Here is a 26,359-nt window from a genome sequence, read left to right as displayed (position 1 = left end):
AATCTCGCTAAACAAATCGAAAGTATCTTAGTTACCAATATCATTTAAATTTGCTTTGCTTTGGTTGCCTCTATAAATTTTCTGACTCAGAATATGCGAGTGAGCCAGCTTTATTTGTACTGTTTGTAGACTTGAAAACAGATTCGACTCTGCCGCTGCTGAGAGTTTTTATTACGTAGGGACAATTTTGACAGGAGGTTTTTAGTGATTAAAAAAGTGAAGTCCGTGGCGATTCTTTTCGCCATTTGCACTGTCTTTTTTACTGGGGCGAGAGCACAAGAGCGCCCTGCTGTGACCATTTTTGAAAATGTGCGTATCTTTGATGGAAAAACCCCAAAACTCTCCGGACCATCGAATGTTCTGGTTCGTGGTAACATCATTCAGAGGATCACGAGCACTCCCATTCCAGTAAGCGACCAAGCCAATACCCGTATTATAACCGGGGGCGGAAGAGTGCTGATGCCCGGCCTCAGTGACATGCATTGGCATGCGATGCTTGTGCGCCCCACTCCCAATCAGATGATATCGGGTGACATCGGGTACACAACGCTTTTAGCAGGTGCTGAAGCCACCGCCACGCTGATGCGTGGATTTACAACAGTCAGGGATATGGGCGGTCCTGTCTTCGCACTCAAGCGAGCCATTGACGAAAATATTATCCCCGGCCCGCGCATTTATCCCTCGGGCGCGATTATCACCGTCACGGGCGGCCACGGAGATTTCCGTGAGCTCTGGGAATTGCCTCGAACCCCAGAGGCAATGAGTCGTATGGAGCAGCTTGGTGGTAGCGTCATTGCGGACAGCCCGGACGAAGTTCGAAAACGCACGCGCGAACAACTCATGCAAGGTGCGTCCCAGATCAAACTGACTGCGGGTGGAGGGGTGGCCTCGCCTCTTACTCCCCTTGATATCACCACCTTCACCGATGCTGAATTGCGAGCTGCTGTCGACGCAGCTGCAGGCTGGGGAACCTATGTAACTACGCATGCATATACATCGAATGCCATTCAACGTTCTATAAGGGCAGGCGTCAAAGTGATCGAGCATGGTCACCTTATCGATGAAGCAACAGCCAACCTTATGGCCCAAAAAAACATCTGGTTGAGTACCCAGCCATTTGTAGACCTTGGCGGTGCAGCGATGCTTTCACCCACTCAACAGGCACAGAAGCATCAAATCATCCAGGGAACTAATTCCATGTACGGGTTCGTGAAAAGGTTCAAGATCAAGACTGGTTTTGGGACAGATATTCTCTTCTCAAAGGTACTGGCAAAGCGCCAGGGTCAGGCTATTGTAGATCTGACGCGCTGGTTTACGCCCGCAGAAGCACTTATCATGGCGACTTCTGCCAATGGAGAATTGCTGGCGCTTTCCGGAGCACGGAATCCCTATCCAGGAAAATTGGGAGTTATCGAGGAAGGGGCATTGGCAGACCTTCTCCTCGTCGACGGCAATCCGTTACAAGATGTAAACCTTGTCGCAGACCCTGTAAACAAGTTTCTCATTATCATGAAGGATGGAGTCATCTACAAAGACATTATGCCTAAAGTATAATTTGACGCTTAAGCAATATTAAAAATTTAGCAAGTGCAGACTTGATACGTAATCGAGGCTACGCTTGCTTTCGAATACCCTCTGACAACTAATTTAACACATAAGTTTGAGGATCAGAGAGAATCTCACCGTTTGCTGGGCGCGGCAAATTTTCTCTGGAATTTTTTTCTGTTGTTTTTGTTAGAAAAGCATTTCTCCTTAACTCCTTCCATCTCTTTATTGCAGCATTTCGTTGTTCTTCAATCATATTTAATTCCTTTGTAAATTTTTCCATATCAATAGTTGATTGCATTGGATCAACTCTTATAAAATCAAGATTGACATTTCTTGCCATTTCCCCATCTAAATCATCTCTATCGCCAACATAAGCGATGGGTTTAGTTTTTACATTGTAAATTTTGCGAAACTCATGAAACATTGCCGGATTTGGTTTTTTCGGTAAATTTTTATCGTGATTAATATATCCATCAATATCAACTCCATAAACTTCTTTAATTTTTGGAATTTTACTCTCGAAAGCTGAACCATCGGTGATGATGCCAATTCTATATTTATTTCTTAGCGCTAAAAAATCTTCTTTACTCATTTTGGGTGAAAATGGTTCTGCATTTTTATGCTCTTGATATGCCTTAGTGATTTCTTCGCAAGAAATTTGAGTGTTCGGATTATGTTGTTTTATGATATCTAATAGCATCTGTTCGTATTGATATTCTCCAGTCTCTTTCAAAGATTGACGTGTTTTTTTAATTGTTTCAATCGGTACTTCAACACCAGAATATTTTTTTATAATATCTTGAAAAATGATAAAAGTACTATTATTCAAGTTATGCAAGGTATCGTCAAAATCAAATAATAACCAAGGGAGATTAGCCCTTTTGTCAAATTCCCTCCTAATATTTCTTCCCTCTTCATCTGATAACACAACTTGTTTTTCATATGAGACGGTATATCTGCCTTTTTTAATTGCTACCAATAACTCACTTTCCAAATGTGCGAATTCTACTTTTGGTTTTTCAAATTCTTCCATTAAGCTATTTTTTTGATGTTCAAAAAGATAATAATTAATGTCATCTGATGCATCATATTTTTTAAGTAAACTTTCAAAAGCGGATCGATGCTCTGGATTGTTTGAGTCACATAGAATTGAGATGAGTATCATCCCTTCAATATTCGTCAAAGTATCAATGCTCAACCCGACAAGTCCTAGTATTTCGTTAAGCCTAGGAATATCTTTTAAAGTTTTAGGTAACAACCTGATGATGAATTCTTTAACATCCGGCTGTATATTAAAAAACTTATTATTTTTATGTGCTGTCAGACAGACTATGCCAAGCAAATTAGCCCCATTATCAATAATTTCGTCAGCTGCACAAGATATAGCAGAACCAGCTTGGAGGTGATCATCTATCATAATCACTTTTTCTTGTGGAATTATTTTCTCTTCCATAGTTCTCGCTTGGTATAGAATTAATGCCTGTTGTGCAATTCGGTGGATCCCATAAGATTCTGCACGTGATGTTCGCTGTTTTAAAGCAAGCACCCTATCTAATTCCACTTTCCAAGGATTATTATTCTGGGCAATTTTTTTTCTTAATTCTGTAAGCAACAACATGCTAAATTCTGCTGTTAATCGATTTTTACCAGACTCCGGCTCAGATAGATCCCTTTCCATTGTGGCTAAATGAATCACTTCGTCATTACTCGGACAAGCATTTTTTATTATCTCGTATAATCGATTTACCATTATATTTAAATAGTTATTCTCTTTATTCTCTTTAGTTGGAGCTTTTAATACTTTTTCCAAATATGTATTTGTTTTTTCTTTGAGAAGAGAAAAAAACGTTTCATTTTGCATAATGGATACAGGTGACAATTGTCGTGGTTTTCCGAAAAGGGTAATGCTATTACTAGCAAATCCGGTGATTTTTGTGGTGGGTTGTTTGCCATTGAAGCCAAACAGTTTTCCTTTTTTTATAAATAATTGAAGTCTGGAGAATTCTTTTTCTTCTTCAGTCATATTGAAATGATTTTCCGGCTGAGAAAGCTCTTCCGAAGTAGCAGCAATGATAATAGGTATTTTGGCACCTAAATCATTTAACTTAGCAAATAAAATTTGCTGTCTTTGATGGAATCCATTTTCTTTAGGCATTTTTATTTTCCTGATATTTGTTATTTCTTTAATAAGAGGCATGTGACCATTAAAGTAAGTGATATCCCAAAATGGCTGAAAAATTGACAGAATTTTATGGTAAAAGTTTTTAAAAATCAATTAGATAAATACTTGAGCGAATCGCCTTACATGCATAGAAGGAAGTCGATCATGAACATTTTATCATTAAAAAAATTACTAAATCTGTTAGATAATGATACGTTGATATCAACTGCTGATCATGTGGCAATCAGCAAAATCAAAAATTATTTAAAAAGACTAGATGATGAAAATGAAGAGTACGTTACGCAACATTCTGCCATACCAATTAAGTTTTCTTCATTCATACGCTCTCAATATTGTTTCGAGCGGTAGATATCAGTGCTCTTATATGGAGAACCATTGAAATATCCTGATTTTTGCACTTCATCCAAGTTCGCTTGTTCTTCAAGTAGTGATTTGAGATTAATACGATCCAAGGCTCTTATTTCATATAACACCACCATGGCATCAAAATTACACCGGGCAGTATTGAATCTCAAAAAAAGAGTGGGGTAAAATTAATCAATTTTTAGATAACAAACTCTTCATGATACCCCATGTAATAAAACCGCATATGACAATCAATACTGCAGCAGGGATAATATTGTGCAGAGGCAAAAATGAGATGGCAGCCAGATTTAAACCGATTGCCAAACAAGGTACCAATAAGGGAATTCTAAATATTTTAGTACTAATTTTCTCTTTTTTGGTATTAAGTTTAATTTTTATTAGTGCGAGGTTACTTAATGAAAATACTATCAAAACTATTGCGCTTGTAGAACTTGCCAGATCGCCTAAATTACTCATTAATACCAGGCAAAGTACTATTGGAAAGATCAGAAAAATAGCACTATAAGGGGTATGAAATTTGGCGTGGACTCTCTGTAACGATTTCGGTAAAAGATTTTCCTTTGACATCCCATAGAGCAGGCGAGATGCTGTAATGTAATTTAATAATGCTGAATTGGAAACTGCGAAAATAGCAATAATTGAAAACAACGATTTGGGGAGAGCAGGTGCTGATTTGCTCACCACGTCTAATAAAGGAGCTTCAGAGGAACTAAGTTCACTCCCTGGAATAATCGTTGTCGCTATCCAACTTACTCCTAAATACAAAATCCCGGCAATTCCAAGAGAGGATAATATGGCACGAGGTAGATTTTTTTGGGGTTCCTTAACTTCTTCTGCAATATTAGCCATATCTTCAAATCCTGTGAATGCAAAAAAAGCTAAAGCTGTTCCTTGAAGCACATCGCCTATTTCAGGTGTTTCTGCAGGAGTAGTAATAAAGTTACTATGATGCGTTGTCAGATACCAAAATCCACAACCAAGCACTAGAACTAAACCACTTACCTCAACTGAAGTACTAATAATATTAGCCGTTGATGATTGTTTGATACCGCGTAGATTAATTAAGAGTAAAATAAGCAAAAACCCGAAAACATCAAGGCTTCTGGGGATATTAAATCCTAAAGCTCTCAGGTATCCAGCAAATGCATGGGATAAAGTTGACATAGAGAGAACAGTAGCGCAAAAAAGTAACAACCCTGTTAATATCGAAAACCACTGAGTTCCAAAAGCCTCATGAATATAAATAGATACTCCACCACTTTTAGGAAATCTACTCCCTAATTCACTATAAGATAACGCTGTGAGTGAAATAATCCCCATTGCAATAGCAAATGAAAGCCAAGTTAATGAACCCGCATGACCCGCAATTTTCCCTACCAGAGCATAAATTCCAGCACCCAGAATATCACCCACACCATATATAATTAAAGCACCTAGACCAAGAGCTCTAATTAATCCGGATGAAGAGTTTTTATTCATTTTAAGTCCTTTTAGTAAAAAAAGAAGACATATGGTTTATCATTAGCCTCACTTATTTGTTTGAGTGAAGCAAAACCATGATGTAATTGCGTCTGCGTGCAGATACAATTATATAGCATCACAGAATAATGTCTGCATGCAGACACAATTAATGTGTTTATTTGATATAGGCGATAAAACAGGGTTTACTAGTTCAATATAAGTATGTAAATTGAAAATCTAATAATTTTGTAAAATAATAATATTTGTTAAATAATATCCTACCCAGATTTTTTGTTAATTTTGGAGAAGAAGTTGTGAGAAGTAACATTATAAATAAAACTGGTTTTAGTTCTTGGTTAAGCAGTATTGCTTGTCTTGCATTTCTGATGTTAGTAAGCCATGGTGCAGCAGCAAGTCCTGTAGGTTCTTTAGGTGCAATGGCATCAACAATTACTACATCCTTTACGAATCTTGCTAAATTGATTACTGCTGGCGCTTATTTAGCTGGTTTGGGATTTTCTATAGGGGCTATTATGAAGTTTAAACAGCACAAAGATAACCCGACTCAAATTCCGATTGGAACGCCAATTGCTCTGGTCTTTATTTCTGCCGCTTTATTGTTTCTACCTTCAATTTTAGGTGTAACAGAAGCAACAATGTTTGGCCCTTCTGGCGGTCAAACTGCAGGACCAAATGGTATTGTTTTTACAACAGCCCAAAACTAGGATTGCTGGTTCTGCCTTTTGCGAGTATTTGTCGAGTAAGTTTCAGAAGGTTTGGTGTTGCGGTACATTACAAATACAACATGTGAAAAAGAAGGTATGTTGGGTCATTTTGACCCAACAACTGCAAAACAAATTAAAATTTTCTCCAACTCCAAACGCGTTCTCTTTATTTCCCAATGGAACATTCCTAAGCCTACTGAATGCTATTCAAGGCATTTTTCTGCCAATTCTTGTTGATAGAAAGTATCTCCTTGTTTCTATCTTTAGGGGAAACACCCCCCTTTTTTTACAGATTACCAAATCAGTGAACAAAGTTGTTTTAAACTTCTCCCGGCCTCGAAAAAATTAATATTGAAGGAGATAAAGCAGCATTTTCAGAATAGTTGTATAAGATAATTTTAGCGACTTACATAAACATCAGGAGCATAGAAAAACCGGCTATCCCATCTGGGTTTCGGGAGCAAAATCTCTATTAAAACTGCTAAGCACCAACCATGCCCAGCAGTCAATATTATTAGAGCTACTTCAATTTTGTATCAGCGTAGTATGTCATTGCCTGCTGTAAAAACGATACCATGTCTTTGTGGTAACCTTGGTAAAATGTAGAAAACTCATTATTTTCCCCATACATTGAAGCTAAACCTTTGTAAGTTTCCTTATTAGGGGTCCAGTACTCGCATACCCATTTATAATGCTGTGCGATTAGTTGCTGAACCTCAGCACCTTGAACTGGCATTTGTTTTTTTAAGCATTCTGCCAATTTAGCGGTTATCTCATTGCACTGCTTATGCAGCTCTTCTCTTTCTTGTATTGTGTGATTAGTTACTTTTTTCCAGGAATCATCAATGGTCTCCTGGCTTACTCCTCTGGCAATAAGAAAGTCTTCATAAACCTGTTGCTTTTCAGCATCGAATCCTGAAAATAACTCTTTATCCCGCATGATTATTTTACCTCTGCAATGTTGAATTGTGGCCTGACAATTTTCAATCAAATTTTGAAGGTGCTTGATTTTTTCTGTCAGTTTATTTCTATTACTAATAAGTGTATCGATTTGTGCATAGTCATCACTAATAAGCATCTTTTTGATATCATCAAGGCTTAAACCCAGGGCTTTAAAGAATAAAATCTGTTGTAAATCAACTAATTGACTTTTCTCATAATAACGATATTGATTTTGTGCAATAATTGCAGGCTTGAATAAATCAATTTCATCATAATATCTTAAGGCCCTGGTACTAATTCCAGTTAAATCAGCTAACTGCTTAATTGTGTATTGCATCGTCGATACCGTTTTTTTACTACACCAAATCAAGGATAAACCTTGACGTTACGTAAAGATCAAGAGCCTATCTCTTCAACATTGCACAAAGTTGCCTAACTCACAGGTCATCGGTTTTTGATAACCTTTATGGGCTATCAATGCTGCAATAATATATCAGGTGACTGTTAAATTACTCCATAGAGATAGACTTCAAGGCATTCTAAACACGTTGCAAATTGATTTATAAAATTAAATAATAGGCTCCTGGTAATTTTTCAAAGTGTCGATTATGAACCCGGTACGAATTATAACGCCTTTAATACAAGGGGCTATTTTAAGTTTATTGATAATTAAGGCAGCAATTTCTGGAGATGTTCATGTTATTGGCTCGATAAAGCATTCAATACCACCAACTGCGGACTCTTCTTCCAACTATAGCGGACTTAATAACACAAAGATCATTCAGTTGCTTAAAATTGAACTGTCTGATGAGGCTAAAAAATTGCTGGAGAAGCGTGTGAAAGATATCCTCACAGAGGAGCCTCAGCCGTCGCATTCATTACTAGATACTGAAACTCCTAAAATGGTTCAATTAGCCATGAATCATGTTCCTGTACTGGATCAAGGTGCCCATGGAACATGCATCACATTTGCCATAACTGGTGCGCTTGATGCCGTGATCGGTAAGGGAGATTACATTAGCCAACTTTGTCATCTACAGCTAGGCAATTACCTGGAAAAACATGGATATGCTCAGAGCGGTTGGGATGGTAATTATCCTATTTCTGTAATAAATCAGATTCAACAGTACGGAATTGTTAATAAAGAGAAACAAACAACCATCGGGTGTGGTGGTTTGACGGAATACCCAACTTATTCGAAAAAAAAACCGGAGTCTTTTATAGATCCCCAAGAGTACAGTACAATGAATGAGTTAATCTTCGGTACAATAGTAAATTGGTCTAATATATATTGGAGAATCAGTTCCAGCTGGACATTAAGTGAAGTGAAAGAAGCCCTTCGCTCAGGCGACAGATCAGTTTTTTCGATCATGCTACCGCGCCTTGACCTGGGTGTCGTAGGTGCTGTTGGAAATTATAAAACAAAGAACGATACTTGGTTAATTACAACAGATATATTAATTGGTTTGCCTAATATCCAAGCGGGACATGGGATGATCATCACTGGTTATGATGATAATGCTGTTGCAGTTGATAATTACGGTAAGAAACACACAGGATTATTAACTTTACGTAACTCTTGGGGAAGTAACACAGGGGATAATGGTGAGTTTTATATGACATACGATTATTTTAGATTACTGACCTTTGATGTAAGACGTTTTTCGCCAAATTAAGAATATGGCATAATATTCCACCTAGACAGGCTGAGGTTGGGTCATTTTGACCCAACAACTGTGAACAAATTAAAACTTGCCCTAAATCCATACCCTTTCTTCATTTCCCAATGGAACATGGATGTGCCTACTCCAGCACGAAAAGATTAAAAATTTGTCATCGTATATTTGACCTGGAAAAACGACTATAGGATGCCTTTTTGGGAACATTATGATATTAGAGCATATACATTTCACAACTCTCAAATTTTCCTCACGCAAATGATATATAATATTTTATATAAAAATTTTTATTGATGTTTTGAATTTCTTCGCAAGGATAATATTAATGATTCCTCCTGAAAAACCAGAAAATGAAGCGGAACGTTTAGCAACACTTTACAAATTACAAATCCTCGACACGGAGAAAGAAGATCGTTTTGATAGAGTAACTCGTATTGCATGCAAACTTTTTGAAGTCCCTATCTCTGTCATCTCATTTATAGAAGATGAACGTCAATGGATGAAATCCACTCAAGGCTTTGATATTAAAGAGGCTGCGCGAGAAACTTCCTTTTGTGGTCATGTTATTCTTTCAGATGAAATAATGGTAGTTGAAGATACAACAAAAGATAAGCGATTTTATGATAATCCTTTTGTTCTAAAAAAACCAAATTTCAGATTTTATTTAGGATGTCCTTTACAAGTTACAGGATATAACATAGGAGTATTTTGTTTAATCGATGATAAGCCTCGTTCGAAAATTGAAATCGATCACAATATAGTAAATGATCTTGCTCGAATGGTGGAAATGGATTTGGAGCAATTACAAATTTCTATAACTGATGAATTAACAGGTTTATCGAACCTCAGAGGTTTTTTAAAATTAGCCGGTTATTTGTTTCAAAAATGCCAACGTGAAAATCAAATTTTTACTTTATTATTTTTTGATTTGGACAAGTTTAAGCATATTAATGATAAATTCGGACATTTGGAAGGCGATAAGGTTTTAAAAATTTTTGCGAACTCTCTTATCCAAAACTTTCGTTATTACGATGTAATTGCACGTTTGGGTGGTGATGAGTTTTGTGTACTTTGTTCTGGATTAGAACAAAAAAATGTAACTGGAATTATTCAACGTCTAAAAGACTCATTGAGATCTGCAGAAATCAAAGATTATACAATCGAATTTAGTGTGGGTATTATCGAATTTGATCAAAAAGAACATCAGACACTTGACGATATGCTAACTCTTGCTGATTCTAAAATGTATGTTACTAAAAACGTTAAATAATCTGATGTTAAATGCCGGCTATTTTTATATTTTTTTGGCTTTTAATATTACATATGAAGAGTAATTAATCACTCCTCAAAGCCGTAACAGACCCATTCTAGTCGGCATGGTTATACGATTAATCAGCAGTTGGTAACATTTAATACAGCAAATTATAATGTCTTGCCTTATTTTCCAAGTTAGGAAGTTTGCTCACCGGAATTGTCACTTTGCTTTTTTTTATGATTAATCCATTCCTCGTCGTGGTTGAAAATGTACTCACATGCACGCTGGATAAAATAATCTTTATATTGTATGTTAGCCCACTGGCAATAATCTTCTACTTCCTTCAAAACTGAAGCATGCATTCGAATGCGAAACTGGATTTTATCATCTTCTTTTTCCTGAGTGATTAGCATGTTTTGATTTTCTCCATAACTAGAAAATTTATAAATATATTAAGCGGACCAAGTCCGCTTGCCGTAGTTTACTAATAATTTAACACATTCATAATGACTCTATCTTTATAATTTGAGGCATATTAATCGAATAAATTCGGTAGACTCATTGGTAATCCCTAATCGAGCATTAGGTTTTAACTCAAGTCTTAACTCATTGTTATTTATCGAGGCAAAAGATAAGCTCATTATAGTACCTTCCGTCATGATTAAGTTATTCACGATGCTTGTATTGGTTTCAGATACAAAATCCATCAGAAAATCGCTTTCTTCCTCATTTTGTTCTACTTTACATGTTAATGTTTTTGATTCAGTTTCTTTCCCATGGATAATTACCTGCTCATTAGGCGGCAATTCATAAGAACATTGATCCGTATTTCCGGGAAAGGATAGGATGAACAATACTAATCCTAAGGTGTATATAAGTGTTTGTCTTGCTTTCATGAAACCTCCTTAACACTAAAAAGATACATCGGAGATGATTGAGTTCTATGTGGTCAGGGCAATAAAAGAGAGGTCAGCATATTTAAGCCTGACCTTAGGAAATCTATTGATTCTTAATAGTGTATTGAACTTCACCCATTTTTCGATTTTTTTCTACCGCATAATCGCTTTTAGGTGAGTTATCAGTATGTTCACAGTAAGCTACTTTATTTTCTAAAGTATACTGAATTATTACGGTTTTGCTCGGTAGTGAAATGGTATGAAGAGTAAACTCTCCTGTCATTGGTAAATCTTGATTAGTTCGATTAATCGTAAATACTTGCTCTGATTTATGGTTTAATTTTTCAAAAGTTCCGGGCTGAATTTCTGCCCCATTTAATTTAATTGTGGTCACTAATAAGTCATCGACAAGATTATTTTTTAATCTTATTTGAAATCCCTCACAAGACGAAGAGGCAGAGGCAATTTCTGTCACTAAAATTGATGCAATAATTGCTAATTTAAATTTTTTCATTTTTATTGTCCTTATTTGTTAATGACAAATTCATTCTTGTACTTTTTAGTATAAATGTCAATATATTTTTGACTTTTAATTAGCATAGTAAAAAATTAATTTGTCAAATTTATATTGACAGCAATGATGCAATATGATGAAAATGTATGAGGAAAATAGATGTTTTTACTTCCAAGGATGGCTCATTATTCAGATCGAGGGAGTTATTGGGGGTTCTCCTTCAGGAGCTTAACACCTGAAAAATTATTGTTTGAATGCAGTACGAACCTACTGATTTTAGAATAGAAGGAGTCTGATATGAAAAATAATAATAAATGTGTGCCATTTCATGTTCTTGAAATAATCAATGAGCTTTTTAAGCAAAATGGCAGGAAAGATATACCGGATGTAAAACTAGTTTGTTCAAAGGCCAAGATAAATCGTCATACTGCACTGAAATGGCTATATGAATGGTGGGAACAATATCAAGGAAATGAATCACGAATACAGCTGTTTTCCTTACCGTCTACACGGTCAATCCTAGAGGGCAATGAACTACAACATGCTATTATTTCCCTGCAATCCTTGGCTAAAGAATTGGAAATACGCAGTGATGTTCTAAACCATCTTCCCAATAATTACTCTCCTTTGGGTAATATTATTCTTCATACATTGCAAGAGATCGAAAATAAGTTGTTGGTGACTTATTCTTATATGAATCAATTAAATGACGATAAAAAAAAGATGGAAGAACAATTAAACCAAACGTTGCATGAAAATAAGCGTTTAGGTGAAGAGCTAAAAGAAATGCATAATAACAGCAGCAAAAAGCATGAATTACTTCAGGAGCAATTGGATGCTAAAAAAAGAGAAGTTTTAGCAGCAAATCATTTAATAAAGTCTTTAAAACGCGAAAAACGCAGACCGTCACTTAAAAGTTTTTTCTATGATTACAATCTAATTATGAACCGAAATAATTAAATTAACATTTATTCAATGTTGTTTCTTTTAATAAGAGGAGAAACCTTATGAATCAGAATAAAATTGCGAATCCAATAAAATTTTATAAACATCCAAATGAAGTGATGGAGGATAAGGTTTTGTCTAATTCAGATAAAATCAAAGTATTGGAAAGTTGGTTAGATGATATCAAATTAAAACTTATCGCTGAAGATGAAGGTATGTGCTCAACACTAAGTAAACCAAAGTATTATGTGGCTGAAATTAACTGCCTTTTGACCCACGTGAGAAAAAAAAATTAGCGTAGTTAAGTATTTCTTGAACGAACCCCGGGTTGCTTCGTCACTGCACTTCTCGCAAAGACGAAGTAACTTTGATAAATTGTATCAACTCTAAAAACTCTTATTATTAAGTTCTATCTGTAGGTAGATGCAACAAGTAAACTCATATAGTAAAGATTTATGAAGGTAAAGCTCTTCTTTCTCACAAGTTAAGCCAGGAAGCCTCTACCATATAGAATCTTTAAAAAGTGTGTTTCGCCTCAGAATGAATCTCACTTAAAGCAGCGAATTCGATACTGGATTGAGTATTGTACGCTCAAAAAGCGCTGACTTGTTTTTTTAGCGTTGGACGAGATATGCCACACCGACAGCAAAAATAACCCACATTCTTAGGTTTCAAGACACAAATATCAAACAAAGCGCGTGGTTTTCTGAGTTTAAGCGTAAAGGAATAGGATTTTTGCAATCTTTTAATTGCTTTTGAAGTATTGCCAAATAAGAGTATAAATCATCTGTAGCATATGATCCGGTAAAAACAAGGGGGGAAGGTAATTCACCCTGCAATTTTTTGTGTTGTAATTGATGGGGCTCTACCAGGATTGCTGCTGCATTCGAAATTTGATGCTTTACTTGACTTTGAAATAGCATAGGGTAATCGACGGGGTGAAAATATAATTCAACTCCATCTATAAACATATCTATACTTATACGAGCTCGATCCTGAAGAGGTAAAGCATCCATTAAACTAATCAATTTTTCATTAGCGAGGTCATTAACCATATGTTTATCAATGGCGATACCTCCGTGTCTTTCCTCTAGTTCTTCTCTCGCCTGTTGTTTTGCTTTTTGAAACAAAGCTAATCTTTGCGCTTTTATTCTTTCCATTTCTGCAGGGAAATTTTCTGTAGGTATCAAAGCTACTTGTTTTAGACGCTCTTGAAATAAAGAATATTCTTTCAAACCCAATTGCACTGCTTGCCTTGCCATTTCGCAAAGTCCAAAACACATACCCCCAGGATTTCCTTTATATCCTAGGCTTTGCATTCTTCCAATCAGCCAATCTTGGCCAGGTGGGAGTTTTAAAAGTTTCATCATTCATAGGTTAAAATTTCCAATTTCATCATTGTAAATTATAAACCATTTGATCATGAAAAACCCAAAAAAAACAAGAGCATAAAAGCTTATACGCCTTACTATCTAAACTCGTCGCTAAGATAATGAGACAGGCTTAAGCGATAGCTAATACTTATCATATTGCTCAAGAAGTTCAACGAAATATGTAACTTCAAAAAATTTAACAGCAGTAAAACATCAAAATCGATAATGCGTCCCTGCAGCTCAAGCCATTCTTTTCCTGCTCATACTCATAGAGTAAATTTATAAACGTATTCATTGATATTTTATAATCTCGTGCTATACCCAAATATAGTCATTTTAATTTTTTATCTGTTAATGACTTCTGATTGAATAGACATGGAGAGTGCAATTTTTTAGGGAGATACTATCATGAACACTTATAAAGCAATTAAAGATAACGAAATGAACGATTTTAAAAAGGCATGTCAAAAATGCGGAGTTAATCCAGATGATTTTGAAGTTCACGAACATGAACTTACACTGGAAGATCCCCCAGAATATGGGATTTTTAAAGGAAAAGTAACACTTAAAAAGAATAACATAAGCCGTACCTATAACTCAGGGCATGACTATCATTGGGTAAACGACGCTTCTCGTGATTTAGAAAAAGGGGTATGGAATTAATGAACTTGAGTTCAACATTTTACGGCGTATTTTAGCAGCAAATTGTCGAAAAATATTTCAAGTATGCGACAATCAATTTGCGATAAATTGTAGTTCGGATACTAATCGAGGACCTACGTGGCTTAGGATTAATTAATCTAAGAATTGTTCTAAGCGCTATTATAAAGTGGGCTATAGTATATATATTTATACATTAAGCCTTTTAAAGATAACAAGGAGGTTTAATCATGAAAAAAGTTAAATCAAATAAATTGGGTAAAAAATCAACATTCATCTCTGGTCCTACAGGTTCAGGAAAGATTTCTAGGGAATCACAATCAATGAGCAATAAACGTAATTCTCAAAAAGAATCCTCTATGAGACCAGACTGTCCTGGACATAAAGACTAGCAAATAGTATCAGTATACATAATCCCGTTTTTATGACTGTGGTTAATGGTTGAAATTATAGCACTCTAACTGCTATCTTGACCTGTATGCCAGTATTTCAACAAAGAGCTACAGTTTTAATGCTGTAGCCAATTAACATTAATATACATTATGAATTAACTAATAAAATACCAAAAAGCACTAGGTTTTAAAACTTCTAGAATATTTTTTCCGTACACTAGCCCATGATCATAGTACATCATGAAAATATCTCCTCTCAAAATGTAGTACTAAAAACAGAATGAGCAATGCGAGAATGATCAATTTTTGGAATATCAACTCGCATTGATACCTAATTGTTTTGCAGCATATACTACTGCAATTGCATGAATACCAGCACTTCATGTTACTATAGTGCTGATATTCCTTTAATCAAAAATCCAAATAAAACACAGCTACCCAGAACGGTGAATAAACCTGCTTTATAACGAAAAACGATGATCGCAGCATACGTCATAATCACCGCAGCACCTAAATCAAAGGTATGCCAATCCGGTAGATACAATCGCACAATTGAATAATAGCGTTCATTAACTTTTTGGAATAAGGTATGTAGAGCAAACCAAATCGATAAGTTGAGTATCACCCCAACAACTGATGCAGTGATTGCCTTCATCGCTGAATGAAGTGCAGAAATTTTACGTAACTTTTCAATATAAGGTGCGCCGGTAAAAATCCAGAGAAATGAAGGGACAAACGTAACCCAGGTTGTAATAATTGATCCTAAAATGCCAGCGTATAAGGGATCCATAGTTCCAGGATGACGATATGCGCCCAGAAAAGCCACGAACTGCACCACCTGAATTAAAGGCCCAGGTTTTGTTTCAGCTAAACCAAGCCCATCAAGCATTTCTCCAGGTTGTAACCACGCATAATTTTGTACTGCTTGTTGTGCAATATAAGCGAGTACCGCATAAGCACCACCAATGCTAATGATCGCAGTCTTGCTGAAAAAAAGCCCTTGTTGGGAAAACACGCTATTTAGGCCAAATATTATTATTATCAATACAACAGGAATAAACCAAATCATTAACCATATGATAGTCGTCAGAATAGTTTTCCAGGTAGAACGATAAGTGATGTATTGATTACAAGCTACAAGATCTTTTTCATCAGACTCATTATCTTTTTCCTTTTCAGTTAGCAAACCTTTCCAATATTTACCAGAAAAATAACCAAATATTGCAGCACTAAAGACAATAATCGGGAATGGAATGTTAAAGAAAAATATTCCTATAAAAACGACTAGAGCAATCGTATAACTGATAGGTATGTTTAATGCTTTTTGGCCAATGCGCAATAATGCTTCTAACACAATGACAATAACAGCGGGTTTTATTCCGTAAAATAATATTTTAATAAAATCGAAAGAGTGGTATTTCGCATAAATAATGCTTAAGGGAAGGATGGTAATAAATCCAGGAAGAACAAATAAAGAACCGGCAATAATACCTCCCCAATATCGATGTAATAACCACCCTAGGTAAATTGCAAGTTGTTGGGCTTCGGGGCCTGGTAACAACATGCAATAATTTAAAGCATGTAAAAACCGTTGTTCCCCTATCCATTTTTTTTCTTCCACAATCAATTTATGCATCACAGCAATTTGATTTGCGGGGCCGCCAAAACTGTAAACAGCAATTTTCACCCAAACCACGAAGGCTTCAAAAAGAGAAGGATACTCCTTGCTATTTTCAGCCATAAAAACTCCGTTTCCTCATGTAGAACAATGAATGCTCGCTTCCTTTTTATTCAACATCTTTTTTGCGAACATTAACGCCAGGGATGACAGGCGTTTTTTTAGTAGTTTATCGTGTCCCAATATGATTTTCACTAAGTACTCGTTCTAGAAAGATAATTGATACCGTTGCTTAATCACACGCTCATTGCGACAGCTTCTTCACCTTACTTGTTGAAGCGGTGGCATAGTCACCAGCGGTCAAGCATCCAGGGCCTGACAAAATAATGGAAATCAAAAATCGCATCAAATAAGCGAGTTTTTGACCTGAATAGAAATCATTATATTTTAAAAAAAGTATCATTAAAAATGGGGCATACACGCAAAGTACAAACTCCATATTACGGGCATAAGATATTAAGAGAATATTTTCATATATTATTGATATTAATGATAAAATAGTTAAAATTGGCCTCATGAATATATAAATGACATGCCAACGGTTTGGAAAGACCTCCTGTTTGCAAGTAAACAGCCTATACTAGCTGTGTTTAGTTATTTTTTAGAATTAATTTTAATGGTTTTTAGGTTAGGTGATGAATGCACATTTTAATTTCTTATAAAGAAAATCCTGAGTTTAATTTATATAAAACACGTCTTGGAAGAGATGATTTAAAGTATAAATCATGGTTGGGTTATGATAAAAATGGTGATAACCAAGCTTTTACAAACTCTTGTAGCGTATCGCATATTTTACTTGGTCCAATCGCCAAAACAGATTTAACAAAGGTAAGTGAGCTGGAACCAACATTAAAGTTTAGGATTATCGAAGCTGACGATTTTATAAAAAACAGAACATTTTTCTCCACTCCATCACTTAAAATGCATCAGGTTTTAGCGAAGACACTCTATAGTTCAGATAATTTAGATTATGAAGTTACCGAATTACAAGCTTCAATTTTAAAAGGTATTATTAGGTAATGAGACATCAATCAATAAGTTCGAAAAATGATTTATTGGCCTTTTAGTGCTGTTTGAACAAAATCCATTACTTTGCAGCTCAATAATTTGGAGCCTTTGCGGTAATCAGCCAATGCATGAAAGAGCTATCTGGAGTGAGCGGCGATTACCATTCTTTGTTCGATATAAAGGCCGCTATTTTAGTCTCATTCAGAATGCTTGAAGATTGATTTAAAAGAGAGTGCATCTCTCGTATGATGTGTTGTCATTTGTATTTGCTGTTTGTAAGTATTCCTGTATTTCTGGTAATTGCTCAGCCCAATCAAGATATTCTCTTCGTGAAATATATAGGCTTTTTGTGGATCCAAAGGGTTGGTTAGGATTGACAACTTCATCCGGTTTGCGCAAATCAGCCACCTTCGTATTATCATTAATCACTTGCTTACTTTCTAAAAATTTTATTAACAAATAAAATGAAAGCGAACTTGGTCTGTAATGTCCACTGCTATTGCTTATGTGAGTAATAACCCCATTGTTTACTGCCCACATCCCTGCACATCGTACACTTTTACCTGCACTCAATGAAGAATGATGGAATTTGCCCGTTTGATGTGGATAGGTAAGAAACTGATTTTCATTATCCCTGCACCATACAAATGCTACTGACCCATATGCCGTACCCATTTTAAAACTATAATTTTTCATTTGTCTTGAATTTAATTTCTCAGATTCTTCATCACTATTTTTGGGCTTTGAAACAATGTAATTTTGGCCATCAATGTTTTTAAATGTCGCAATATGCGCATCCTCCAAATTATAATCAATCAAATTAATTTCTTGCTTTTCCTTAGAAAGGCGATTTTGAGTCAGTATCTCATGATTTTCTAGCCATAGAAAAAATGGAGTAGGGTCTTCGCTTTTTATCCAATCTAAAAATGCAGAATTTATTCCGGACTTTTTATTAGGTAATTTATTCATATTAAATTCAAATTGCCGATGAACTGGATCAATTTTTTCGAGATATGTCCCGCTGAATAATTTTAACCGCGATGGTGTATTCGATTTGTTACGCACTTTTAAATGTTCAATCATTTCATTACGATTAATATGATGCGACTTAGCAGTAGCCAAAAATGATTCTAGTTTGCCAAGGTAATCTAACTTATGACTCGACTTTTTTTGTAATGACACAATCCAGGCATCAATACCGTCTTCTAATTTTTTATGTACCCCTGGTGTTTTTTTACCTATAGCGTCCCCACGTTCTGCAACATAGAGCTCACACAGTTTTTCTATGTGAGATAACGCTTCTTTTCGGAGAATGATATTATCTGCTTTTTTCTTTTCCAATTGATGGTATTTAGTTATTGCATCCGTTAGTTCACTTATAATTTTATTCTCTTTATCAGGATTTGAAGAATGCAAAATAGTTTGCCATTCAATAATTGAGTAAATATCACGACCGGTTATCTGGGACATTTTACGACTCCATCTTTTATATTCATGTACTGCTTTTCTGTTGATTTAGTGATAAAAAAATCACTTGATGGAGTTTAATTATTGAACATTAAGAAAAAGTTATGGCTCCATGGAGCTTTTGCGAAGCATATACTCCATAGGAGCAGAAAATCCGCAACTTTTACCCCGTTGGCAAGCTGACCTGTCGCTGCCTAATAACGAGAGTCCTAAGAACCAGAACCACGCAGCCCTGCGCGCTCTATTTATGCCGGCATACTTCACTACATTCACAATGACAGCTACCTCTTAATGAAGTATAAATACATGAGGCAAAGTTATTCTTGTCGTTAAATTTCGGAGCTCATAGATATTATGGAAAAATTCTTTTGGTTTTCTCTCCCTATTACTTTGATGATTATCTATTTATTTGTACGCGCTGTTACAGGGAAACCAATGAAAAGAAGAGACATAAATATGATCTCGGCCATCTATTTAATTTTTTATTTACTCATTACTGCCGGGCTGGGGCTATTCTGGGTTGCACGCATGGACTTACCCGCCTTTGATTTACATTATTTATTTGGTTATTGCTTGCTATTTTTAGTTTCTGTCCATCTTTGGTTTCAACTTCCCCTGGTTTGTAATTGGCTCAAAAAAAATAGCCCTGCTGCCCTGCTTGATGAAACACACACCCAATGGAAGCCAAGAGTAAAAAAAATCTTTCTAATTATCATAATGATAATCGCTTATTCTGCGATAACGCTGATCGTCTATGAATTTATTAGCCCAGCAACAACGCCCCTTATTGAAAAAAAACCGGAAATATCGATTGGCCAGCGAATCTGGTTTAGCACCGGAGAGAAGAAAGTAGATGCCATTAGCTATATACACCATCAAGGAGATCTCACCCGGAGTGCTGTCTTTGGCCTCAGGTTTAATATTGATAAGCCGAACGAATTTAAAAATTATCCCAATTATCCAGTGGCTGCTTTGCCAACACCTGGTAAACGTTCAGGTACTTCCCTTAGCCAAAGCTTATCCCAAGTACAATCAAACTCAGTAACTTCTCTGAATTTACAAAATTTATCGAATCTTCTTTATTATACAAATGGGGTAACAGCTAGACTAAACTATCCTGGAGGGTATTTGCTGCTGCGCGCCGCTGCATCAGCAGGAGCACTATATCCAAATGATTTATACGTTGCTGCCATCAATGTGAAGGGACTTAAGCCCGGTATTTATTATTACCACCCAGCGAATCACAACCTGACGCAAATCGGCAACCAGCAATCACTTCACTCTCTTTCCCTGGCAAGTCCTTATCCTGATATACAAAAAAATGCCTCAGCCATTATTATTATCACGGCCAATTTTGACCGTACTATTTGGAAATATGGGGAGCGTTCTTTTCGCTACATATTGCCCGATGCCGGACATATTTTGGCTAATCTTGGAGTTGCAGCCTTTTCAATACAACTCCCTTATGTAAGTACATCCTTTTTTGATGATGAAAAAATGAAAACAGTCCTGAGTCTATCACTACAAAATGAGGGCGTTTTATCCATGGTGGTGCTTGGAAAAAATAAGCTCAGTGAACGAGTAACAATCCCCCAATTCACCTCAGCAGCCCTACCGAAGGAGATTCAAGATATCGAACTGACCCGTCTTTCCTATAAACTAACCTCTGTACAATGGAAAAAAGGATCAATGAAAACTCCCAAAATTGACGTAACAAAATATCAGGATGATACTCCCGCTACAGATGCGCTTATTCAATTACCACTTGGTTCAGCAGCGGACGAAGATACTTTTACTATTATTAAAAATCGCCGCTCATTTCGTCAGTTTTCTAATCAAGAGATAAGTATCGACGATTTTGCAGGTATAATTCGCCAGTCCTTTGCACCTCTTGGAAATCCATATAATGTTGAAGGTGGCAGTCGCGTTGAACTATTCGTAATAGTTTCTCGGGTAAAAGATTTAGCTCAAGGTGTCTACCGGTATATTCCTGAAAAAGCCGCTTTAGAAAAGATCAGAGAGGGTAATTTCTCAAAAAAAATATATCAAGCAGGACTTTCTCAAGAGCTTCTGGAACGAGCGGCCTTTGTTATTGCCTGGAGCGTTGATCTCAGCCGGATAGGACTGCTACACGGAGAGAGAGATTACCGGTACGCCAATTTAGAGTCTGGTATAGGCGGAGAAACAACCTATCTCGCTGCTCAGGCACGTGGATTAGGAGCTTGCTCGGTAGGCGCATTTTATGATGATGAATTACGCGATATTCTTAAAACTCGAGAAACTGCGAAACATGTGCTCTTGTTAACTGCAGTGGGCAATAAATAGACTTTTAGAGGACGCAACCGAGGTGACTCGCCGGAAAACGTGACCTTCTAACAATGAGCCAAACATTCCTCTGCCCTTTCATACTTGTTCGTCTTCAATACTTATCCATTACGTCTTTGATCAGACTCATCGAGTGTAAAGAGTAATGGCAAAGTTTCCATTGCAAATAATACGGCGTAGTACATATCAATTTCTTCTTTTAATACAAAGTAATTTGATACAAATAATATTTCCATAACATCAAAAGCTATATTTCAAATATATAATGTAGCAATATATATCAATATATTATATCATCCAATTTTTTAGGAGAACTATGTGGGTATTGTAAAAATTTCCAATGAATTACATGAAGCTACTAAATTAATGGCTAGAGCCATGAGCCGATCAATAAATTCACAAGCTGAATATTGGATGAGAATAGGAAAATTAGCAGAAGAAAATCCTTCTATTACTTATCCCGAAATTCTCAAGATTTTAGTTAATCAAGCATCATTAGGGGAAATACACGATGTTAGTGAAGACGCCTGAAGAAATACAAAAAATGCGCATCGCTGGAAATCTGGCTGCATCGGTACTCCAAATGATAGAGCCTCATGTTGTTGCGGGTACAAGCACTATTGAGCTTGAGCGAATATGTCGTAGATATATCATTGAAGATTTAAAAGCAATTCCCTCAACATTAAATCACTATGGATTTCCGGCTTGCATTTGTACCTCAATTAATCATGTTGTATGTCATGGAATACCTTCTAGTAAAATACTTAAGAATGGTGACATTATTAATATTGACGTTACAGTTCAAAAAGATGGGTATATCGGTGATACAAGTAAAATGTTTCTCATTGGCAATGTAAAACCTTTTGCCAAAAAACTAGTAGAAGTCACTCAAGAATGCCTTTATAAAGCAATTGAACTTGTGCGTCCGGGAGTTCGACTCGGGGATATAGGAAACATCATCCAAGAACATGCCGAGAGCAATCGGTATTCTGTTGTGCGTGAATTTGGGGGGCATGGCATTGGTAAAACAATGTGGGAAAAGCCCGATGTAATGCATTTTGGCAAACCGAATACCGGTTTACAATTGCAAGCCGGCATGACCTTTACCATTGAACCGATGATTAATATAGGTAGTAAGGAAATCAAGACATTAGGTGATGGATGGACTGTTGTCACAAAGGATCATAAATTATCTGCACAATGGGAGCATACCATTTTAGTAACTGATAATGGGCATGAAATCCTTACCTTAAGACCCGATGAGCGTATAGGCATCTCTTTTTAATCTCGTCAGGATCAGTCAAAAACGTTACTTTTTCAGGTTGTTTTTTAGCTTGAAATGAAATCTATGACCTCATGAGATCGATCCGGTATATACTTTAGGCTGACCTCCATACATCTTAGTGAAGAGGGATAATCCAATTGGATAAAAAGATGGATAAGAATGCATATGAATGAATGTGGAGGAGTCACGAAGCAACCCTTTTTGTAAGCAAACAGGCTACGGATAATGATCTATGGATTCATAAAATCATGGAATCACACCACTGTATATCCGTATATCCGATACCAACTGCTCGTATTGGGTTTCCCCAAGCTCTTCTAGTAACTTCTCTTCGGTTTTTCGGGGCTCAGTCTTTTTCAGTGCGATAATATTTTGATACGTTTCAATAAAATGTTGAATGTTTCGAGCAATTTCACTGACTGGGACATAATACACGCTTTCAGGAGCCCACATTTCATCATCTTCTTCCGGATCCCAGGTACAATCCTCCTGCAGCGTGCTATACTTTGTAACATTTCCTTGTTTAACACATTCATCATCATTCAGCCCTATGAATCCTCCTTCTTTGTCAATGCAAATGGAGCAATGATAAGGACGTGATGCATGGTTTTTCTGGAAAAGTAAAAAATCGCCTGGTGCAGGCAAAGAATCTTTAGAAAATTTTCTATAGTTTTCTAAGGGCGCATTAAAAAGAGCATGTGCTAGCGTTATTTCGATTTCTTTAGTCGGGCTTTTTTCATTAATCTTGTAAACAATATAACAGAGATCATCAAGCTGTTTTTCTGATACCAATCCGATATCCTTAAGAGCTAAAAAACAAAATTCCCAACAGCTTAAATGAGGTTGATCGTCACAATTCGCCTGCTCAGTCGGTACCATTTTATTTTTTGATGCGGTAAATTTTTCTGATACTGCCTGCTTAATGGGGCCTGGTATATCACCAATGCTGTCACAAAAATTCAAGACAAAATCATTTGCCGCGGTATATAAAAATGAATAGGATACATAATACCCACTACTTGAAATATGCTTTAGCTTTCCAGCATAAGAAGAAGCAGCAAGAATTAATTTATGAACCAAAGTCTGATTCGATTCATCTGATGTTTTTAATTTTTTAAAAAACCTCGACTTACCATCTGATTCTAGTTTTCTTTTCATTATTTTCCTTCCCTTAAGATTTACCGTTTTTATTATAGTTGTATCAATCTTAAGCAAATATGATGTGAAAATCGCAAAAAAAGATCTGTTTAGCGAGACAAGCAATATACTTGCAAACAAGCTGCGTTCGCTATATAAACTCTGGAGGGTAGCCTGTTTGCTTGCAAACGGTGCTAATTACCTTAATTCGAACAGATAAAGCTAATGCCATTTGCTTATAAATATTTGGTTATTTTGGACTAGGAGAAATATCATTAATAATAAATCTTATTCTCAAGCGCCCATACTTTTAATTTTTATTAAAATCTTCTTTTCTTGTTGTGTCATCATAGAGTCCAGAGCCACCTATAAAGTCTTGATTTGAAATCATAAGAAACTCAGTGGCACTCATTTTGTTATTATAATTACAAGACACTTTGAGCTTTCTTGTGGTCAACCCGAAGGGAATTTGAATGTTCTTTTTGCTCTCTACTCACGAGGTATCCTGTTGCAAGCCGCTCACTACAAGCACTGGGCATATGCTGGGCTCATTTAAAAAACTTATGATATGAGTCAAAAAAGATCAAAAAAATCCATCAAATTATGAAAATGTTCAAAAAATAATCTATTATATAAACAATGCTGTAACTTTGATGTGTCGTTGTATGTCTTATAATATGTCTTTTGATTATAGATCTAATGAATTCTATTCCCTTGAGCACCTTGATGAAAACACTAAAAAAATCATAGTCGATATTATTGGTGGGGCTAAATCATCTCAATCTGATGCTGCAATTGTTGCGCAAAATGGTAAAATTCTAGGAGCGTACTTTTCAAGACCGCACGTAGGCTCCATTGAGGCCATGTCTGTTACCAAGTCAATCGTTAGCTTGGGCATTGGGATGTTATATGATGCGCAACTGATTTCATTGGATGATCCGATTTTTCGGTTTTACCCAGAATGGAGGCAGGGAGCAAAGAAATTCATCACAGTTCAGCAATTACTATCGCATACTTCCGGTATTCAGGCTGACCCAACAACTCAAGAGATTTATGCCTCTCCAGATTTTGTACAACTGGCATTAGCTGCAGAACTCAGTAACCATCCTGGAGAAGTGTTTTTCTATAATAACAAGGCAATCAATTTATTAGCTGGCATATTTAAAAAAATATCAGGTTTGTCGATGGATCACTTTATCGAAATAACATTGTTTAACCCCTTAGGAATTACTGATTTTGCTTGGATGAAAGACTCCGCTGGCAATCCACATGGTATGGCAGGACTGCAAATTAGAGCGGAAGATTTGCTTAAAATTGGTGAGTTAATACTTAATAAAGGCATTTGGAACGACAAACGAATTATCAGCAAAGAATGGATTAGCTTATCAATGAATCCTGAACCACTCTCAAACCGCTTAGACAATGGAATCAATTATATGTGTGGTTTGCTTTGGTGGGTAAAAATGCGACCAACGATGTATTTTGCTGAAGGATATCTGGGCCAATACCTGGTTATTATCCCTGAAAAAAATATTGTCGTAGTACGTCAGATGCACGCATCACAAAACATCCGCACCAATACGTTCCCTAATTTTTTTAACTTAGTGACTGAGTTGGCTGCTTAGATCAATCTAGGTAAGTATCTTACCAAGTTGTCTCTGTTCCTTTCAGGTAAGGTGCGTCTCTCATTTTTTGGAAGCAAACAAGCTACGCTAGCATTCTTCCTACCTACATAAAACCTAAGACTCATTCTCTTAAATGTTAACTAAATCCTGTTGAAATCAGATAACTCGTATCAAACTGCATGATTTACGTAGATGAATTAATAGGACAATAACTAATGTTCAATTAAAATACCACAAGGACAATATTTGACCTTTTGAAGCTAACAAAATGTAGAGGATAACAATTATGCAATCAAAAGCATTAGAAAAAGGTAACGTTTTTTCATATGTGAGTATTGAAGGAAATGAAAGAGTTGAAAGGAACATTGCTGCAGTATCTTTAGAGAAAGCACCTTATTTTTATTGCTCTTCAGGAACAAACTCAGCAAGCAAAGGAACATGGTTTCCCTGTTATGGAATAAATGAAGGCTGGATTATAAAACCTGCACATACATCATTCCCAGCAAATTTTTCAGTATTCATTCGTAACATGTTTCTAACAAAACAAGTAAGCTTTCCAATAGTCGAAAGAAATCAAATAGAATGCACTAATGAAGCCCAGATCATCGAGAAAAAATTAAACGCTTTTGCTCGTCGCTTTGGAAATATTGAATCACTACTTTTTTCCTATGCAGTCGGTGGTGGGTATTGGGAAACAAAGGATAGCCTAATATTACGAAAGTATCTTGATGTCGCGTATGCAAAAGAGCTTCAAGCAATAAATAATAATTGTCCTGAAATACCAATATTGCGCACCCCTCCCACTGCTACTAAGGATCGAGAGTTTTTCGCCGATTTCGATCACAATCCAATTGGTGCTGCATCCGCCGCCAAGAGATTACAAATTACTTTAGAAG

24 protein-coding genes and 1 pseudogene are annotated in these 26,359 nt (G+C 36.2%); 15 read left to right on the top strand and 10 right to left on the bottom strand.

The window, feature by feature from the left end; translation table 11 throughout:
* Positions 1 to 204 precede the first annotated feature (204 nt).
* Positions 205 to 1,554: a metal-dependent hydrolase family protein gene (locus Lpar_RS17840; RefSeq protein ID WP_082650415.1), complete on the top strand. Its 1,350-nt coding sequence runs from the start codon at positions 205 to 207 to the stop codon at positions 1,552 to 1,554.
* 88 nt (positions 1,555 to 1,642) lie between these two features.
* Here the strand turns inward: Lpar_RS17840 and Lpar_RS17835 are convergent, their stop codons facing one another.
* Positions 1,643 to 3,703: an HAD family hydrolase gene (locus Lpar_RS17835; RefSeq protein ID WP_058519105.1), complete on the bottom strand. Its 2,061-nt coding sequence runs from the start codon at positions 3,701 to 3,703 to the stop codon at positions 1,643 to 1,645.
* A 171-nt stretch (positions 3,704 to 3,874) separates the two neighbouring features.
* On the opposite strand from Lpar_RS17835, the gene Lpar_RS17830 reads away from it, so the two are divergent.
* Complete coding sequence (locus Lpar_RS17830; RefSeq protein WP_058519104.1) at positions 3,875 to 4,078, top strand: hypothetical protein; 204 nt, start codon at positions 3,875 to 3,877, stop codon at positions 4,076 to 4,078.
* Positions 4,079 to 4,267: 189 nt separating this feature from the next.
* Here Lpar_RS17830 and Lpar_RS17825 read toward each other — a convergent pair whose 3' ends face one another.
* Complete coding sequence (locus tag Lpar_RS17825; protein WP_058519103.1) at positions 4,268 to 5,575, bottom strand: APC family permease; 1,308 nt, start codon at positions 5,573 to 5,575, stop codon at positions 4,268 to 4,270.
* A gap of 296 nt (positions 5,576 to 5,871) precedes the next feature.
* On the opposite strand from Lpar_RS17825, the gene Lpar_RS17820 reads away from it, so the two are divergent.
* A complete protein-coding gene (locus tag Lpar_RS17820) occupies positions 5,872 to 6,282 on the top strand; it encodes a hypothetical protein (protein ID WP_058519102.1) in 411 nt (136 codons plus the stop codon).
* 520 nt (positions 6,283 to 6,802) lie between these two features.
* On the opposite strand, the gene Lpar_RS17810 is transcribed toward Lpar_RS17820, so the two are convergent.
* Complete coding sequence (locus tag Lpar_RS17810; protein WP_058519100.1) at positions 6,803 to 7,561, bottom strand: MerR family transcriptional regulator; 759 nt, start codon at positions 7,559 to 7,561, stop codon at positions 6,803 to 6,805.
* Between the two features lie 271 nt (positions 7,562 to 7,832).
* Here Lpar_RS17810 and Lpar_RS17805 point away from each other — a divergent pair, with 271 nt between their 5' ends.
* Together Lpar_RS17805 and Lpar_RS17800 are read left to right on the top strand one after the other, a co-directional pair.
* On the top strand, positions 7,833 to 8,900 hold the full coding sequence (locus Lpar_RS17805) for a C1 family peptidase (protein WP_058519099.1): 1,068 nt from the start codon (positions 7,833 to 7,835) through the stop codon (positions 8,898 to 8,900).
* 328 nt (positions 8,901 to 9,228) lie between these two features.
* On the top strand, positions 9,229 to 10,173 hold the full coding sequence (locus tag Lpar_RS17800) for a sensor domain-containing diguanylate cyclase (RefSeq protein WP_058519098.1): 945 nt from the start codon (positions 9,229 to 9,231) through the stop codon (positions 10,171 to 10,173).
* Between the two features lie 179 nt (positions 10,174 to 10,352).
* On the opposite strand, the gene Lpar_RS17795 is transcribed toward Lpar_RS17800, so the two are convergent.
* The 3 genes from Lpar_RS17795 to Lpar_RS17785 form a co-directional block, all read right to left on the bottom strand.
* Entirely contained in the window at positions 10,353 to 10,571 is a 219-nt protein-coding gene (locus tag Lpar_RS17795; protein ID WP_058519097.1) for a hypothetical protein, read from the bottom strand.
* 105 nt (positions 10,572 to 10,676) lie between these two features.
* Positions 10,677 to 11,054 (bottom strand): hypothetical protein, encoded by a 378-nt coding sequence (locus Lpar_RS17790; protein ID WP_058519096.1) that lies wholly within the window; start codon positions 11,052 to 11,054, stop codon positions 10,677 to 10,679.
* A 103-nt stretch (positions 11,055 to 11,157) separates the two neighbouring features.
* Positions 11,158 to 11,568, bottom strand: coding sequence for a hypothetical protein (locus Lpar_RS17785; protein ID WP_058519095.1), 411 nt, complete (start codon positions 11,566 to 11,568; stop codon positions 11,158 to 11,160).
* 297 nt (positions 11,569 to 11,865) lie between these two features.
* On the opposite strand from Lpar_RS17785, the gene Lpar_RS17780 reads away from it, so the two are divergent.
* Together Lpar_RS17780 and Lpar_RS17775 are read left to right on the top strand one after the other, a co-directional pair.
* Positions 11,866 to 12,528 (top strand): hypothetical protein, encoded by a 663-nt coding sequence (locus Lpar_RS17780; protein WP_058519094.1) that lies wholly within the window; start codon positions 11,866 to 11,868, stop codon positions 12,526 to 12,528.
* A gap of 47 nt (positions 12,529 to 12,575) precedes the next feature.
* Positions 12,576 to 12,809 (top strand): hypothetical protein, encoded by a 234-nt coding sequence (locus Lpar_RS17775; RefSeq protein WP_058519093.1) that lies wholly within the window; start codon positions 12,576 to 12,578, stop codon positions 12,807 to 12,809.
* A 375-nt stretch (positions 12,810 to 13,184) separates the two neighbouring features.
* Here the strand turns inward: Lpar_RS17775 and Lpar_RS17770 are convergent, their stop codons facing one another.
* The gene (locus tag Lpar_RS17770; RefSeq protein WP_058519092.1) at positions 13,185 to 13,883 is read right to left on the bottom strand and encodes a hypothetical protein; all 699 of its coding nucleotides are present in this window, start codon (positions 13,881 to 13,883) and stop codon (positions 13,185 to 13,187) included.
* Positions 13,884 to 14,294: 411 nt separating this feature from the next.
* Here Lpar_RS17770 and Lpar_RS17765 point away from each other — a divergent pair, with 411 nt between their 5' ends.
* A complete protein-coding gene (locus Lpar_RS17765) occupies positions 14,295 to 14,549 on the top strand; it encodes a hypothetical protein (RefSeq protein WP_058519091.1) in 255 nt (84 codons plus the stop codon).
* Positions 14,550 to 14,776: 227 nt separating this feature from the next.
* A complete protein-coding gene (locus Lpar_RS18980) occupies positions 14,777 to 14,938 on the top strand; it encodes a hypothetical protein (RefSeq protein WP_156416219.1) in 162 nt (53 codons plus the stop codon).
* 388 nt (positions 14,939 to 15,326) lie between these two features.
* On the opposite strand, the gene chrA is transcribed toward Lpar_RS18980, so the two are convergent.
* Complete coding sequence (gene chrA / locus Lpar_RS17760) at positions 15,327 to 16,679, bottom strand: chromate efflux transporter (RefSeq protein WP_058519090.1); 1,353 nt, start codon at positions 16,677 to 16,679, stop codon at positions 15,327 to 15,329.
* 576 nt (positions 16,680 to 17,255) lie between these two features.
* On the opposite strand from chrA, the gene Lpar_RS17755 reads away from it, so the two are divergent.
* Positions 17,256 to 17,636, top strand: coding sequence for a hypothetical protein (locus Lpar_RS17755; protein WP_058519089.1), 381 nt, complete (start codon positions 17,256 to 17,258; stop codon positions 17,634 to 17,636).
* 210 nt (positions 17,637 to 17,846) lie between these two features.
* Here Lpar_RS17755 and Lpar_RS17750 read toward each other — a convergent pair whose 3' ends face one another.
* Positions 17,847 to 19,094: a hypothetical protein gene (locus Lpar_RS17750; RefSeq protein ID WP_058519088.1), complete on the bottom strand. Its 1,248-nt coding sequence runs from the start codon at positions 19,092 to 19,094 to the stop codon at positions 17,847 to 17,849.
* Positions 19,095 to 19,526: 432 nt separating this feature from the next.
* On the opposite strand from Lpar_RS17750, the gene Lpar_RS17745 reads away from it, so the two are divergent.
* The 3 genes from Lpar_RS17745 to map all read left to right on the top strand — a co-directional run bounded on the left by Lpar_RS17745 (position 19,527) and on the right by map (position 22,701).
* A complete protein-coding gene (locus Lpar_RS17745) occupies positions 19,527 to 21,416 on the top strand; it encodes a SagB/ThcOx family dehydrogenase (protein ID WP_162264353.1) in 1,890 nt (629 codons plus the stop codon).
* Between the two features lie 318 nt (positions 21,417 to 21,734).
* Positions 21,735 to 21,947 (top strand): ParD-like family protein, encoded by a 213-nt coding sequence (locus Lpar_RS17740; protein ID WP_058519086.1) that lies wholly within the window; start codon positions 21,735 to 21,737, stop codon positions 21,945 to 21,947.
* On the top strand, positions 21,928 to 22,701 hold the full coding sequence (gene map, locus Lpar_RS17735) for a type I methionyl aminopeptidase (RefSeq protein WP_058519085.1): 774 nt from the start codon (positions 21,928 to 21,930) through the stop codon (positions 22,699 to 22,701). The genes Lpar_RS17740 and map overlap by 20 nt, the downstream gene beginning before the upstream one ends.
* 246 nt (positions 22,702 to 22,947) lie before the next feature.
* On the opposite strand, the gene Lpar_RS17730 is transcribed toward map, so the two are convergent.
* Entirely contained in the window at positions 22,948 to 23,859 is a 912-nt protein-coding gene (locus Lpar_RS17730; protein ID WP_058519084.1) for a hypothetical protein, read from the bottom strand.
* A gap of 644 nt (positions 23,860 to 24,503) precedes the next feature.
* Here Lpar_RS17730 and Lpar_RS17725 point away from each other — a divergent pair.
* Both Lpar_RS17725 and Lpar_RS17720 read left to right on the top strand, forming a co-directional pair.
* Positions 24,504 to 25,463: a serine hydrolase domain-containing protein gene (locus Lpar_RS17725; RefSeq protein WP_058519083.1), complete on the top strand. Its 960-nt coding sequence runs from the start codon at positions 24,504 to 24,506 to the stop codon at positions 25,461 to 25,463.
* Between the two features lie 286 nt (positions 25,464 to 25,749).
* A pseudogene (locus tag Lpar_RS17720) lies at positions 25,750 to 26,359 on the top strand (hypothetical protein); the annotation flags it as partial.

Source organism: Legionella parisiensis (assembly GCF_001467945.1).
GTDB lineage: Bacteria > Pseudomonadota > Gammaproteobacteria > Legionellales > Legionellaceae > Legionella > Legionella parisiensis.
The sequence above is the reverse complement of the archived record's forward strand: the minus strand, read 5'-3'. Positions and strand labels throughout refer to the sequence as shown.

Coding starts and splice junctions, on each gene's coding strand:
- Lpar_RS17835 (WP_058519105.1), bottom strand. CDS start 3,703: ATGCCTAAAGAAAATGGATTCCATCAAAGACAGCAAATTTTATTTGCT.
- Lpar_RS17830 (WP_058519104.1), top strand. CDS start 3,875: ATGAACATTTTATCATTAAAAAAATTACTAAATCTGTTAGATAATGAT.
- Lpar_RS17825 (WP_058519103.1), bottom strand. CDS start 5,575: ATGAATAAAAACTCTTCATCCGGATTAATTAGAGCTCTTGGTCTAGGT.
- Lpar_RS17810 (WP_058519100.1), bottom strand. CDS start 7,561: ATGCAATACACAATTAAGCAGTTAGCTGATTTAACTGGAATTAGTACC.
- Lpar_RS17805 (WP_058519099.1), top strand. CDS start 7,833: ATGAACCCGGTACGAATTATAACGCCTTTAATACAAGGGGCTATTTTA.
- Lpar_RS17800 (WP_058519098.1), top strand. CDS start 9,229: ATGATTCCTCCTGAAAAACCAGAAAATGAAGCGGAACGTTTAGCAACA.
- Lpar_RS17795 (WP_058519097.1), bottom strand. CDS start 10,571: ATGCTAATCACTCAGGAAAAAGAAGATGATAAAATCCAGTTTCGCATT.
- Lpar_RS17790 (WP_058519096.1), bottom strand. CDS start 11,054: ATGAAAGCAAGACAAACACTTATATACACCTTAGGATTAGTATTGTTC.
- Lpar_RS17785 (WP_058519095.1), bottom strand. CDS start 11,568: ATGAAAAAATTTAAATTAGCAATTATTGCATCAATTTTAGTGACAGAA.
- Lpar_RS17780 (WP_058519094.1), top strand. CDS start 11,866: ATGAAAAATAATAATAAATGTGTGCCATTTCATGTTCTTGAAATAATC.
- Lpar_RS17775 (WP_058519093.1), top strand. CDS start 12,576: ATGAATCAGAATAAAATTGCGAATCCAATAAAATTTTATAAACATCCA.
- Lpar_RS17770 (WP_058519092.1), bottom strand. CDS start 13,883: ATGATGAAACTTTTAAAACTCCCACCTGGCCAAGATTGGCTGATTGGA.
- Lpar_RS17765 (WP_058519091.1), top strand. CDS start 14,295: ATGAACACTTATAAAGCAATTAAAGATAACGAAATGAACGATTTTAAA.
- Lpar_RS18980 (WP_156416219.1), top strand. CDS start 14,777: ATGAAAAAAGTTAAATCAAATAAATTGGGTAAAAAATCAACATTCATC.
- chrA (WP_058519090.1), bottom strand. CDS start 16,679: ATGGCTGAAAATAGCAAGGAGTATCCTTCTCTTTTTGAAGCCTTCGTG.
- Lpar_RS17755 (WP_058519089.1), top strand. CDS start 17,256: ATGCACATTTTAATTTCTTATAAAGAAAATCCTGAGTTTAATTTATAT.
- Lpar_RS17750 (WP_058519088.1), bottom strand. CDS start 19,094: ATGTCCCAGATAACCGGTCGTGATATTTACTCAATTATTGAATGGCAA.
- Lpar_RS17745 (WP_162264353.1), top strand. CDS start 19,527: ATGAAAAGAAGAGACATAAATATGATCTCGGCCATCTATTTAATTTTT.
- map (WP_058519085.1), top strand. CDS start 21,928: ATGTTAGTGAAGACGCCTGAAGAAATACAAAAAATGCGCATCGCTGGA.
- Lpar_RS17730 (WP_058519084.1), bottom strand. CDS start 23,859: ATGAAAAGAAAACTAGAATCAGATGGTAAGTCGAGGTTTTTTAAAAAA.
- Lpar_RS17725 (WP_058519083.1), top strand. CDS start 24,504: ATGTCTTATAATATGTCTTTTGATTATAGATCTAATGAATTCTATTCC.